The 13,679-nt window shown below is 39.5% G+C and carries 12 protein-coding genes; 10 read left to right on the top strand and 2 right to left on the bottom strand.

The window, feature by feature from the left end:
- Positions 1-4: 4 nt before the first annotated feature.
- Positions 5-529, top strand: coding sequence for a DUF6101 family protein (locus BN200_RS01195; RefSeq protein ID WP_019220578.1), 525 nt, complete (start codon positions 5-7; stop codon positions 527-529).
- A gap of 610 nt (positions 530-1,139) precedes the next feature.
- Here the strand turns inward: BN200_RS01195 and purD are convergent.
- The gene (purD, locus tag BN200_RS01190) at positions 1,140-2,423 is read right to left on the bottom strand and encodes a phosphoribosylamine--glycine ligase (RefSeq protein ID WP_019220577.1); all 1,284 of its coding nucleotides are present in this window, start codon (positions 2,421-2,423) and stop codon (positions 1,140-1,142) included.
- A gap of 91 nt (positions 2,424-2,514) precedes the next feature.
- On the opposite strand from purD, the gene ubiA reads away from it, so the two are divergent.
- On the top strand, positions 2,515-3,522 hold the full coding sequence (ubiA, locus tag BN200_RS01185; RefSeq protein ID WP_019220575.1) for a 4-hydroxybenzoate octaprenyltransferase: 1,008 nt from the start codon (positions 2,515-2,517) through the stop codon (positions 3,520-3,522).
- A gap of 712 nt (positions 3,523-4,234) precedes the next feature.
- Here the strand turns inward: ubiA and pdxH are convergent.
- Positions 4,235-4,858, bottom strand: coding sequence for a pyridoxamine 5'-phosphate oxidase (pdxH, locus tag BN200_RS01180; RefSeq protein ID WP_019220574.1), 624 nt, complete (start codon positions 4,856-4,858; stop codon positions 4,235-4,237).
- Positions 4,859-5,128: 270 nt separating this feature from the next.
- Here pdxH and BN200_RS01175 point away from each other — a divergent pair, with 270 nt between their 5' ends.
- The 8 genes from BN200_RS01175 (at position 5,129) to BN200_RS01140 (ending at position 13,678) form a co-directional block, all read left to right on the top strand.
- Positions 5,129-6,028 (top strand): DnaJ C-terminal domain-containing protein, encoded by a 900-nt coding sequence (locus BN200_RS01175; RefSeq protein ID WP_019220573.1) that lies wholly within the window; start codon positions 5,129-5,131, stop codon positions 6,026-6,028.
- A gap of 113 nt (positions 6,029-6,141) precedes the next feature.
- Positions 6,142-6,960, top strand: coding sequence for an enoyl-ACP reductase FabI (gene fabI, locus BN200_RS01170; protein ID WP_019220572.1), 819 nt, complete (start codon positions 6,142-6,144; stop codon positions 6,958-6,960).
- A 130-nt stretch (positions 6,961-7,090) separates the two neighbouring features.
- Positions 7,091-8,191 carry a chorismate synthase gene (gene aroC / locus BN200_RS01165; protein ID WP_019220571.1) on the top strand — a complete coding sequence of 367 codons (1,101 nt, stop codon included), beginning with the start codon at positions 7,091-7,093 and terminating at the stop codon, positions 8,189-8,191.
- 3 nt (positions 8,192-8,194) lie between these two features.
- On the top strand, positions 8,195-9,301 hold the full coding sequence (ribB, locus tag BN200_RS01160; RefSeq protein WP_019220570.1) for a 3,4-dihydroxy-2-butanone-4-phosphate synthase: 1,107 nt from the start codon (positions 8,195-8,197) through the stop codon (positions 9,299-9,301).
- Positions 9,302-9,308: 7 nt separating this feature from the next.
- Positions 9,309-9,566: an exodeoxyribonuclease VII small subunit gene (locus BN200_RS01155; protein ID WP_019220569.1), complete on the top strand. Its 258-nt coding sequence runs from the start codon at positions 9,309-9,311 to the stop codon at positions 9,564-9,566.
- 192 nt (positions 9,567-9,758) lie between these two features.
- Positions 9,759-11,681 (top strand): 1-deoxy-D-xylulose-5-phosphate synthase, encoded by a 1,923-nt coding sequence (dxs, locus tag BN200_RS01150; RefSeq protein WP_019220568.1) that lies wholly within the window; start codon positions 9,759-9,761, stop codon positions 11,679-11,681.
- A gap of 1 nt (position 11,682) precedes the next feature.
- Positions 11,683-12,432, top strand: coding sequence for a TlyA family RNA methyltransferase (locus tag BN200_RS01145; RefSeq protein ID WP_019220567.1), 750 nt, complete (start codon positions 11,683-11,685; stop codon positions 12,430-12,432).
- Positions 12,425-13,678, top strand: coding sequence for a class I SAM-dependent RNA methyltransferase (locus BN200_RS01140; RefSeq protein WP_034988825.1), 1,254 nt, complete (start codon positions 12,425-12,427; stop codon positions 13,676-13,678). Before BN200_RS01145 ends, BN200_RS01140 begins: the two co-directional genes overlap by 8 nt.
- Position 13,679: the final 1 nt, after the last annotated feature.

The following is a 13,679-nucleotide window of genomic DNA, read 5'->3' as shown; positions in this document are numbered from 1 at the left end:
CTATATGGCTAATCAATGCTTTAATCAGGCAAAAGCGGTGCTTGAATTTCGATTAGATCCGTGCCATTTGCCACAAACAACGACGTATTTTTCAGCGAAAACGGGCAATCAAATGATTTGTTTGTTAAGTGAGCGGGGTGTTTTTTTAAAAACGGATACTTCTTCAAGCCTATCACGTTTAGTGCTATCTTACCATTTCAAAGGAATTGCGGCACGTACTGTAACAACTCTTTCAGGAGAGAGGGCTGTTGCATTAGAGCTGCTTCATGCAGATGAGGAAGCTTGTATTCCGCTGTTAGTTTCTAGAGATTTGAATAATGTTCTTCTAGATTGGCGATTATGGGCGGATACTTATAGTCTTCCGATGCTTATGATTGATGACAATAATCGTCTTATGGTGGTGAAAGATCGTTCTGATTTACGTCGATTTTTTTCTACGACATTGCATTTTAAACAAAAGCGCTTTTTGCTCCGTTATCGCAATCCGTTGGGTTTGCGTTTAATGATCGCGAATCGGGTTGCACTATAGTCATATTAATATGTTTGCATGTTATGCGCTGTTATGCCGCTAGAGTCTTTGAGTTTCGCTATATTCTGTATTTTTGTCGAATTGAGATGAGGGTTTTATTCTAAAGAGCGCTGTGTTATAGGTGTTAGTGGCGTTAAATGCTTCTGCTATTATCGTTAAAATACCAACACCTTTTCTTCTAACAGTTAAGCTATTGGTTTTCATGACAATGGGAACATCTTATCGACAAAGTTAGACTTTGCTTTTGTAGCATCATTCAAACATTGCATGGGGTTTTGAGGTAAAAAAAATTCATAGCTTTACTTTTCTCTCTATAAAGGCAAGGGGAGGCTATCATGCTTGTTTTCAAGCTTAGAGGAAAGAAAAAGAGTGTTTGTAAAAAGTAATCAGAGAGCGATTCTGAAAGAAAAGCAGTAGTAACGATACTTACAAGATTGCAATCACTATTTCGTACTCAGAAAATCTTCTTATTTTACCTATTTTGTAATGAGCAAATTTTTTTAAGAGGAAATTCAATATTCTTTCTAAAATAATGAATCACCCAGAACAGGGAGCAAATTTATGCTCTGTGCTTTTTCCATAAAATGATAGAATTCTCAAAAAAGATTGTTCAAAGGGTTGATTTTTCTCGCGCAACAGCGCGCCATCCGATATCGCGGCGGACAAAACCTTCTGGCCAATCAATACAATCGACGGCTTCATAGGCGCGTTTTTGCGCCTGCAGAATAGTTTCTCCTATTGCTGTTATATTTAAAACACGTCCACCATTGGCAATGAGTTCTCCATTGCGCAATAGAGTACTGGCTTGAAAAACTTTCACATCAGGGAGAGCATTTACCTTATCAAGGTTGCGGATAACAGTTCCTTTTTGGGGAGAATCTGGATAACCATCAGCCGCCATAACAACAGTTAACGCAGTTTTTTCAGACCATTGAAGAGAGGTATTTTCAAGATTTCCCCGCGCTGCTGCAAGCAAAATCGGGAGAATATCATCTTGTAAACGCATCATTAAAACTTGGCATTCTGGATCGCCGAATCGTACATTAAATTCAATGAGTTCAGGTCCTTTTTTCGTTATCATCAGTCCAACGAAGAGAATACCTTTAAAGGGAGATCCCATCTGATTCATGCTATGTAAAACCGGTTCAACAATTTCTTTGAGGGTACGATTCACCATTTCTTTAGTCATGATGGGAGCTGGTGAATACGCTCCCATGCCGCCGGTATTGGCTCCAGTATCACCATCACCGACACGTTTGTGATCTTGAGCAGATCCAAAGGGAATAGCAATTTTACCATCACAAAGACAGAAGAAGCTTGCTTCTTCACCTTCAAGAAAGGATTCTACAACGATTTTGTGTCCTGCATCACCAAAAGCACTTTTGAAGCAAGCATCAACGGCGTTAAATGCCTCTTCTATTGTCATAGCAACAACAACACCTTTTCCAGCAGCTAAACCATCAGCTTTAATGACAATGGGAACACCTTGTTGATGAACGTAGGCTTTTGCTTTTGCAGCATCATTAAAACATTGGTAAGTTCCTGTCGGAATGTTATTTTTACGGCATAAATCCTTTGTAAAAGCTTTTGAACCTTCTAACTGAGCAGCTTTTTGAGTAGGTCCGAATACACAGATATTAGCATTATTAAGGGAATCTGTTATTCCAGCAACCAGTGGAGCTTCTGGTCCAACAATCACAAGGTCAATAGAATGTGTTTTGCAAAAATCAATGACGAGAGGGTGATTATTAATGTCCAAATCAATATTTTCACCCAATTCTATGGTTGCAGGATTTCCAGGAGCACAATATAATTTCGTGAGCAGTGGAGATGCTGCTATTTTCCATGCTAAAGCATGTTCCCGTCCGCCTGAGCCGATAAGAAGAATGTTCATTGCTTGCTCCTATCACAGAAGATGATGAAATCAGTTTTCTTGTCATAAGAGTGAAATGCTTCTATCGCAAGACTAAAGGTGAAGCCATTTGATGAAAAAAAATAAAAATGTTGCACATATTCAATCTTGTGAGAAGCAGGGAAGGGTTATGGATGCCTCCTCTAAGCAGTGGGTTTACAATTTTCTTCCTTGCTCTTTGTGGTTTTATGCTCAACTGGCACGTTGGGATCGGCCTATCGGATGGCAATTGTTGATGTGGCCTTGTTTTTGGTCAACAACGATGGCTTTTCTCTCTTATGAGATGCAGAGAGTATCTCTTTTACCAATGTTAACGAATTGGTTTTGGTATCTGTTCCTTTTTTTTCTGGGTTCTATAGCTATGCGGGGTGCAGGATGTACTTGGAACGATCTTATTGATTACAAAATTGATTCTCAGGTAGAGAGAACACGTTCTCGTCCATTACCAACAGGTCATGTGAGTCGATTTCAAGCAAAAGTTTTTATATTAGTGCAATGTTTGGTTGGTTTAGGCGTTTTATCACAATTTAATTGGTTTAGTTTTTTCTTAGGTATCTCGTCATTAGTAGCAGTTGCATTGTATCCTTTTATGAAACGCGTAACATATTGGCCGCAGTTTTTTTTAGGTATTGCATTTAATTGGGGCGCATTAATGGGATGGGCAGTGGTGTGTGGACGTTTGAGTTGGGCACCAATCTTATTGTATGTGGGATCAATCTTGTGGACAATCGGGTATGATACAATTTACGCGCATCAAGATAAGGAAGATGACGCTACTGTTGGTGTATTTTCTACAGCTCTTCTTTTTGGTAAAGGGACCAAGCGTGCTCTGGTATACTTGTATAGTGGTTTTTTGCTGTTCGTCAGTTTAGCGTTTTATTTGGCGCAGGTTCCCATTATAAGCTTTTTGGGGATTTTTGTGGCAAGCATCCATATGTTTCTTCAAATTAAAGTTATTAATATAGATGACGGTTCGCAATGTCTAAAGCTCTTCAAATCGAATTCGTTTATTGGTTTTGTAATTTTTGTCGGTTTAATATGCGGTGGTATAGGAAGGATACTTTATCCTACATTTAGCTAGACAGAAAAAGAGAATAAAATCCATATATTCTTTAATGCTGAAAAGGAAGGGAATGAAGAGCTAAGGGTGTTGTTCTTGATTTTAAAATTTTTTATTTCAGTCTTTAAATTCTTTTCCATGTAAAATTAGTATCTTGTTACATTTTCGCAATTTGTAGAAAAAAGTTTAAAACAGGCTTGAGATAGGATGTTGCAATTAACAACTCTATGTTCTTAATTAAATCAGATTATTTCTAATTACCTTATCTGGTTTTGCTGAACTAAAGCATTTACTTGGATAAGCTTTATAGTTGTAACCTCTCTTCAAGCTGTACAATTGGCAAAAGATTATTCTCACATAAGTTTTGCCTAAAGGATGTATTTCTCTGATTTAAATTGAAAGCAACATTTCACTCTAATATTTTTGCAAATAAGTCGTTTAATTAGATAATATATTAATTAATAATGATAATTTATCATTTCGCAACGTGAATGAGAGAACTTAATATCGTACGACTCTCTCATTTCAAATTTACGTTGAATCAATGAAAATCACTTATGTCACAAATAGGATGAGCATGTGGATAAAAAACGATTAAGAAAGGAATAAAAATGCTTTCAATGAACCGTTTCAAGTAGTAAGGGATGGTGCAGCATTTTGAGCTGGCTAATAATGGTACAAACTTGTTTCTTTATAAGAAAAACAAAGGGTTTATTTTTAAAAGCTTGAAGGATTAAGGGTAGAGTTTTTGCTTTTGCCAATCGGCATATTCAATAGAATCGCGTGTAAAAAGTAGGCGATCATGTAAACGGAATGGGCGGTCGCACCAAAATTCAATAGAAAGAGGCTTAACACGGAAACCCGACCAATAAGATGGGCGTGGGATATTGCCTACTGCGTAACGCGCAGTATATTGCGCAATTGCTTTTTCGAGGACAAAACGGCTTTCTAATGGTTGAGATTGTTTAGAAGCCCACGCACCGATTCGGCTGCCACGTGGTCGCGATTGAAAATAGGCATCTGCCTCCTGAGGAGTAACTTTTTCAACAATTCCACGAATTCTGACCTGGCGGCGGAGTGATTTCCAATGAAAAACTAAGGATGCTTTCATTGATTTTAAAATTTCTTGTCCTTTAGTACTTTCATAGTTGGTATAGAAGACAAAACCTTGGGGACTGAAGTCTTTAAGAAGAACCATACGAACATTCGGTAAACCTGTTGGATCAACTGTTGCTAACGCCATAGCGTTAGGATCATTGATTTCGCTTACTGTTGCTTCTTCAAGCCATTTTGCGAAGAGTGCAAAAGGTTTTTGCATTTGCATAAAGTCATTATCTGTTTGTACTGTGTTGCTCATAGTATCTCCGGATGTCAGTGAGCACGTGTGAGGCTTTTGAGGAATTAATTTATTTTATCATCGAAACTTAAAAAGCTGTTTTTTCTCTTTAGCATAGAATATAAGCGCTATAGTAAAAAAATATCTACTTTATCTGGTATTTTAGTTTCTTTGTAGACATATATAGAGAGAGAAATATTATTCTTGAGGAGTGCTTGGTGAAGCTGTGAGGGATATTGAATAACGTATCAGTTGATATTTTGAAAATGAAAAGATTGAAAAGAGGGTAATATGCGTGATCCCTATACGATTCTCGGTGTGTCCCGTACTGCAAAACCGCAAGAAATTAAATCAGCATTCAGAAGATTAGCAAAAAAATATCATCCAGATCACAATATGGATGATGCAAAGGCTAAAGAGAAGTTTTCTGAAATTAATCAAGCTTATGAAATTATAGGTAATCAAGACAAAAAAGCGCAATTTGATCGTGGTGAAATTGATATGGAGGGAAAACCACTTTATCAAACCTATGGTGCTGGTGAAAATTTTAGCAATAGACACAATCCTTTTTCAGGAGGAGCAAAGGGATTTGATTTTGGTTCTTCAGGGAGTGCAGGTTTTGATCCGAGCGATATTTTTCGCGATCTTTTTGGCAGAGGAGGGAGCTTTTCAAATTCTGCGCAATATAATCGACCTCAACAGGGGGCTCATATTCGTGCTAATCTTACGGTAACATTAGAGCAGATGGTTGGTGTAGAAAAAGTGGAAGCTGTTTTTCCTAATGGGAAAAAGTTAAAAATTAAGCTTCCAGACTATGTTGAAGATGGGCAAACTATTCGTTTAAAAGGTCAGGGAGAAGAGGTTGCTTATGGACAAACAGGAGATGCATTGGTAACCATTCACATTCAAAAACATCCTCGTTTGCGGGTTGAAGGAAGGGCTCTCCATCTTGATTTACCAGTTCCTCTTAAGCACGCTGTTTTAGGAGCAAAAGAAGAAGTTGAAACTTTGGAGGGACGTGTAGTTTTAACAATTCCTGCTTGGTCGAGTTCTGACCGTATTTTACGGCTGAAAGAGAAAGGGCTTCGTTTAAAAAACGGCAAAAGAGACGATCTTTATGTGCATATTCGTGTCATGTTGCCAGAAGGAGGAGATGCTGCATTAGAACAGTTTTTACAAATGCAAAAATGATGATTTTCGAGATATATTTGTTTGGTTTTAAAGCAATTGCTTGAAGAAAAAGTTAACCTATGTCATAGGCAAATAAACAGTTATTAATTTCAAGTAGCAACAGGGCAATGCTAATGGCTAAGGGTAATGGTTTATTATATGGCAAGCGTGGTTTAATTTTGGGATTAGCCAATAATCGTTCTATCGCTTGGGGGATAGCTAAAGCGGCAAATAGCGCAGGTGCAGAGCTTGCTTTTACCTATCAAGGTGAGGCAATGAAAAAGCGTGTTGAGCCTCTGGCTGAAGAAGTACAGGGTTTTGTTTGTGGTCATTGTGATGTGTCTGATGGTGCATCCATTGATGCAGTCTTTAGCGCAATAGAGAAGAAATGGGGCAAGCTCGATTTTTTAGTTCATGCTATCGGTTTTTCTGATAAAGAGGAATTAAGTGGTCGTTATGTCGATATAAGCGAATCGAATTTTATGATGACCATGAATATTTCTGTTTATTCCTTAACGGCTTTGACAAAGCGGGCAGAAAAATTAATGTCGGATGGCGGGTCAATTTTAACGCTAACTTATTATGGTGCAGAAAAGGTTGTTCCCAATTATAATGTGATGGGAGTAGCAAAAGCAGCTCTTGAAGCGAGTGTGAAATATCTTGCAGTAGATTTAGGTCCCAAACATATTCGTGTGAATGCTATATCTGCTGGTCCAATCAAAACGTTGGCTGCTTCTGGTATTGGTGATTTCCGTTATATTTTAAAATGGAATGAATATAATGCTCCTTTACGTCGTACAGTGACAATTGAAGAGGTAGGTGATTCTGCTCTTTATTTGCTCTCAGATTTGTCTCGTTCTGTTACCGGTGAAGTGCATCATGTAGATTCAGGTTATAACATCATAGGTATGAAAGCTGTTGATGCACCAGATATTTCTGTTGTTAAAGAATAAAATTTTATGAAACAGCGGTGATTTAACCGAATTCAAAACGGCCAAGGGTATTTTAAAAAGGGGGCTGTTTGTGCAAAGTTCGATATATGCGTTAGCTGCATATCTCTGACAAAGAAACGAGTCATTTTTTATGTCACATAATACATTTGGTCATTTATTTCGTGTAACAACATGGGGTGAAAGTCATGGTGAGGCTCTCGGTTGTGTCATCGATGGCTGTCCTCCTGGCATTGCTTTTACTCTTTGGGAAATTCAATCTTATCTTGATAAACGTAAACCAGGACAATCCAAATATACAACACAGCGCAAAGAGTTGGATCAAGTAGAAATCCTTTCAGGAGTTATTATTCAGAATGATGGGATGACATTGGTGACAACAGGAACACCAATTTCCCTTTTGATTCGAAATACGGATCAGCGTTCTAAGGACTATAGCGCAATAGTTCATCAGTATCGTCCAGGGCATGCAGATTATACCTATGATGTTAAATATGGCATCCGTGATTTTCGAGGTGGTGGACGTGCTTCAGCCCGTGAGACAGCAGCACGTGTTGCAGCAGGTGCTGTTGCTCGTAAAATTATTCCTGATTTGATTGTACGGGGAGCTGTGATAGCAATTGGTCCTCATACGATTAATCGCAATCGTTGGAGCTGGTCAGAGGTTGATAACAATCCTTTTTTTACGCCTGATGCAGAGATGGTACAGGTTTTTAGTGATTATATTGATAAAGTTCGTAAAGAGGGTTCATCTGTTGGTGCTGTTGTCGAGATTGTTGCAGAAAATGTTCCAGCGGGTTTAGGAGCACCTATCTACGCAAAACTTGATCAAGATATCGCATCATTGCTGATGTCGATTAATGCGGTGAAGGGTGTTGAAATAGGTGATGGTTTTGCTGCAGCACGCTTGAGGGGAGAAGAAAATGCAGATGAAATGCGGATGGGGAGTGATGGAAAACCGCTATTTTTATCCAATCATGCTGGTGGTATTTTAGGTGGAATATCGAGTGGACAGCCAATAGTTGCACGTTTTGCAGTAAAGCCTACTTCTTCGATTTTGATTCCTCGTTGTTCAATTGATATTGATGGCAATAATGTAGATGTTATAACGAAAGGGCGTCATGATCCATGTGTTGGGATTCGTGCTGTTCCTGTTGGTGAAGCAATGGTTGCTTGTGCCCTTGCGGATCATTATCTTAGGCATCGCGGACAAGTTGGGTGTTTCGAAAGGTAAATAATGACATATGATCAAAAAAAAATTGTTGCTGCACTTCGCGCTTTTGAACGCGGTGAAATTGTGGTGGTTACAGATGATGATGACCGTGAAAACGAAGGTGATTTGACTGTTGCTGCTGTGCATTGCACAGAAGAAAAGATGGCATTTATCATTCGCCATACAACCGGTATTGTTTGTGCTCCGATGCCAAAAGAAGAAGCGCAACGGTTTAATCTTACTCCTATGGTGTTAGAGAATAATTCAGCGCATCGTACCCAATTTACTGTGACTGTTGATTTTAAACATGGAACAACGACAGGGATTTCAGCACACGATCGTGCATTAGCGGTGCGTAATCTTGCTAATTCAAATGCTGGTGCAAGCGATTTCGTCCGTCCAGGACATATCTTTCCTCTGATTGCGCATGAAGGGGGAGTTCTCATGCGTTCCGGTCATACAGAGGCAGCTGTTGATTTATGCAGATTGGCTGGTTTACCACCGGTTGGCGTTATTGGTGAATTGGTTAATGATGATGGCAGCGTGAAACATGGAGAGGAAGTTACAAGATTTGCACAAGAGAAGCAATTGCATATCATAACAGTTGCAGATCTGATTGCTTATCGCCAACGTAAGGAAATGTTGATCCAGCATGTTGGAGAGATGCATATTGAAACATCAGTAGGACCAGCTGTTGTTCAAAGTTATCAACTTCCTTGGGAGGCTGTTCAACATGTTGCAATCATTTTTGGTGATATCCGTGATGGTGAGGATATTCCTGTGCGTTTGCATCGTGAAAATATTATGAATGATGTTTTTGGTCAAACTTCAGATATTTTAGAGATTACGCAGCGGATGATGGAAAAAGAAAAACGTGGTGTGTTTGTTTATTTGCGTGAAGGATCTGTTGGTGTACAATCAGCTGTTAGCAGTCAGATACTGGCAATGAAGGGTTTAGAAAACCATGCGCAAGCGATTGAACGCGAAGAAGAATGGCGTCAAATTGGTTTAGGATCACAAATCTTAAAACATTTAGGGATTAGTTCTGTTATTCTTTACGCTTCTAAAGAGCGTCATTATGTAGGTTTAGAGGGTTTTGGAATTCGTATCTCCAGAACAGATATCTTGTGAGGATCGCATGAAACAAGAGATACAAAAGGCGGATGATGTTACGACATTGAGTTTTGAGCAAGCGCTAAAGCAGCTTGAAGTGATTGTTGAGAATTTGGAACGTGGGGATGTACCTTTAGAACAATCAATAGATATTTATGAGCGTGGTGAAGCTCTTAAAAAACATTGCGAGAAACTTTTGAAAGCTGCAGAAGCTAAAGTTGAAAGAATTCAACTTTCAGAAGAAGGTTCTCCACAAGGTGTAGAACTACTTGATTCTGAATAATGCTAAATATTTGGAATATTGGTTGTAATTTTATAGGGAGCACCTTTTATCGGTTTTTTTATCAAGAAAATTTGTAGAGAATTCCACAGAGATAAAATATTCCGATAGAAATGCATACACTGTAAACCAAAAAGTGAAGAAGACAGTTTCTTATTTCGTTTTCTTGATAAGATAATATTTAGGGAGTTTTTTTTGTCTCGAACATTAACGCCATTGCTTGATCGTGTTCGTGTACCACAAGATTTGCGGGCATTGCCTGAATCTGATTTGGTGCGGTTAGCTGATGAGTTGCGTGCAGAAACAATTGATGCGGTTTCCGTAACAGGTGGTCATCTTGGTGCGGGACTGGGTGTTGTTGAGCTTACTATTGCCTTGCATTATGTTTTTAATACACCTGAGGATAGGATTATCTGGGATGTTGGTCATCAAGCTTATCCGCATAAAATTTTAACGGGACGTAGAGCTAGAATTCGTACATTGCGTCAAGAGGGGGGATTGTCAGGTTTTACAAAACGTTCAGAAAGTGTGTATGATCCCTTTGGTGCGGGGCATTCTTCGACTTCTATTTCAGCTGGTCTTGGTATGGCGGTAGCAAGTGCTTTAAAAGCAGAAACGAAACGCAACATTGTTGCAGTGATTGGTGATGGTGCTATGTCTGCTGGCATGGCTTATGAAGCGATGAATAACGCTGGTGCTTTGGATGCACGCTTGATTGTTGTCCTTAATGATAATGATATGTCCATTGCACCACCAACAGGTGCAATGAGTGCTCATCTTGCACGATTGGTTTCTCGTCCCGCTTACCGTAGTTTGCGTGAACGAGTAAAGACAATAGGCGAAAAATTACCAAAATTCTTTTTAGATAAAGCACGCCGTTCAGAGGAATTTGCACGTGGACTTTTGGTTGGAGGAACGTTATTTGAAGAGCTTGGCTTTTACTATGTTGGACCAATAGATGGTCATAATTTCAAGCATTTGTTACCTGTTTTAAAGAATGTTTGTGAATATCCTACCGGTCCTGTTTTAATACATGTTGTTACGCATAAGGGCAAGGGATACGCACCTGCGGAAGCGTCATTGGATAAATATCATGGTGTTAATCGTTTTGATATTATAACAGGTGAACAAGTTAAAGCATCAAGCAATGTTCTTCCCTATACGAAAGTATTTTCTAAAGCTTTAAGCGAAGAGGCAAGTCATGATGATAAGATTGTTGCTATAACAGCGGCAATGCCCACTGGAACAGGTCTTGATTCTTTCGCTGAAAGATTTCCTACAAGAATGTTTGATGTTGGTATCGCGGAGCAGCATGCAGTCACTTTTGCTGCTGGTATGGCCTGTGAAGGATACAAACCTTTTGTTGCGATTTATTCTACTTTTTTACAGCGCGCTTATGACCAGATTATCCACGATGTATCGATTCAAAAATTACCTGTGCGTTTTGCGATTGATCGAGCAGGTTTTGTAGGCGCAGATGGCGCGACGCATGCTGGCAGTTTTGATATTGTTTTTTTGACGACTCTTCCTGAATTTGTTGTCATGGCGCCTTCTGATGAAGTGGAACTGATGCATATGGTGCGTACCGCTGCAGCATATGATCAGGGGCCAATTTCTTTTCGTTATCCACGTGGTGAAGGGATTGGCATGGATTTACCGCAGCGCGGTGAGTTATTAGAGATTGGTAAAGGACGTGTTTTACGTGAGGGAAGCAGGATAGCTTTGGTTTGTTTTGGAACGCGGATGTCGGAAGTGTTGGTGGCAGCTAATAGGTTGAATGCGGAAGGATTATCTACGACAGTTGCAGATGCGCGGTTTGCGAAGCCTTTAGATAAAGATTTGATGCGTCGTTTAGCATGTGAGCATGAAGTGTTAGTAACCATTGAAGAAGGCGCAATAGGCGGGTTTGGAGCGCACTTATTGCAATTTTTGGCGCAAGAAGGGCTTTTAGAACAGGGTTTAAAAGTTCGCACGTTAAAATTTCCTGATGAATATTTGAACCATGGTTCACCAGAGAAAGTTCTTTCGCGTATAGGACTGGATGCTGTTGGTATTGTTAATACGGTTTTTTCTGCTCTAGGACGTAAGATTCGGACAGTGCAGAAAGTTCGAGTATGAGATGGCCGTTAGAAAAAGGCTCGATATTCTTTTAGTTGAAAAAAACTTTTTTACGACGCGTTCGCGAGCACGTGATGCTATTGTACGCCAAACGGTTAAGGTTAATGGTGAAATTATTTTAAAAGCTGGGCAAATCATTTCTGATGACGCAGAAATTACCGTTTGTGATCCTGCACAGAATTATGTTTCACGTGCAGCTCTGAAATTGATATGTGCACTTGATGCATTTCCGATTATAACCGATAAAGTGACAGCCATTGATATCGGAGCATCGACAGGTGGTTTTACACAAGTTCTCTTAGAGCGTGGAGCAGAGCATATTATTGCTATTGATGTTGGTCATAATCAATTGGATGCACGTTTAGTTGGTAACAGTGCGATAACCTTATTAGAAGGGTTCAATGTTAGAGATTTAAAACAGGAACATTTAGATGGACGGGAGATTGATCTTATTGTTTCAGACGTTAGTTTTATTTCTCTCAAACTTGCATTACCTCCTGTTTTGTCTTTAGCAAAGCAGGGAGCACAAGCCGTTTTATTGGTAAAGCCACAATTTGAAATTGGTCGAGAATTTCTTGGTAAGGGGGGGATATTGAGAGATTTCTCAAGAGCAAAACAAACTGCTGAGGGACTTTTTGATTGGCTCAATACGCAAAGAGGGTGGACCGCAAAAGGTTTGCTTCCCTCATCCATTACAGGTGCTGATGGCAATTTGGAATATTTGTTATTCGGAGAAAAAAAGAGTGAGTAACAGAGTTGTAATCGACCATATTGGAGCAAGTGGTCACGGTATTTCCAACAGCTCACATGGCGTTATCTCTGTTCCTTTTACTTTACCAGGCGAAGTCGCTATAGTTTCTCTTCATGGAAAATATGGAAAACTTATTGCTTTAGAAGAAAAATCATCAGAACGCATTGATGCTGTCTGCCAGCATTTTGAAAATTGTGGAGGGTGTGTTCTTCAGCATTGGCATGCTGATACTTATCGCTCTTGGAAACGACAATTGGTTGTTGATGCGTTAAAAAGATATGGGATTTATGTTTTTGTTTCTCCTTTAATTGAATGTGGATATCAAAATCGCCGTCGAATCACTTTAACAGCCCTTGCTACTCGGAAAGGTCATATTGTTGGCTTCAACCGTTATTTATCTCATGATGTTATCGCACTTGAGGAATGTCCAGTTACACGTTTAGAGATTATCTCTAAACTCGATTCTATCAAGCTACTTTGCGCTCTTATAGGCAATCATACCAAGCGTTTTCAGGTTACAATGACATCTGTTGCAAATGGTTTAGATGTTGCTTTTGAAGGGTGTATTGTAAGGGACGAGTATATCCGACAGAAAATGGTTCATACAGCTCTTACATGTGGAATGACACGTTTATCTGTTGAAGGTGAAGTTTTGGTTGAACAAGAAAAACCACTCATTTACTTTGGAGATGTTTGTGTTGAATTTCCTGCTGGTGGGTTTCTCCAAGCGACTTGTGAGGCAGAAAATATTATGGGCGATATTATTTTAGCCTATTTAAAGAAAGCAAAGAATGCCGTTGATTTGTTTTCAGGGGTAGGAACATTCACCTTACGTATGGCAAAAAAGATGAATGTTCATGCGGTAGAAAATGATGAGACAGCATTAGCAAATTTAGATCGGGCAGCACGTTTTGCGACGGGTTTAAAAACAGTCACTTGTGAAAAACGTGATCTTTTTCGTCATCCACTTTCTGCGAAGGAGCTGTCGTGTTTTGAGTGCGTTGTTTTTGATCCTCCACGCGCTGGTGCACGAGAACAGGTACGTGAGCTAGCGAAAACAACAATCCCCCGTGTAGTGGCCATTTCGTGCAATCCCGTTACGCTGGCTCGAGATCTATCTCTTCTTGTTGCCGGTGGCTACACAATAGAGAAAATCATACCAATTGATCAATTTTTATGGTCACCACATGTTGAAATTGTTGCATTTTTGAGCAAGCGCAAAGCGAAGACACACTGGAAGTTCTAAC

Source organism: Bartonella senegalensis OS02, from assembly GCF_000312545.1.
Classification (GTDB): domain Bacteria; phylum Pseudomonadota; class Alphaproteobacteria; order Rhizobiales; family Rhizobiaceae; genus Bartonella; species Bartonella senegalensis.
The sequence above is the reverse complement of the archived record's forward strand: the minus strand, read 5'-3'. Positions and strand labels throughout refer to the sequence as shown.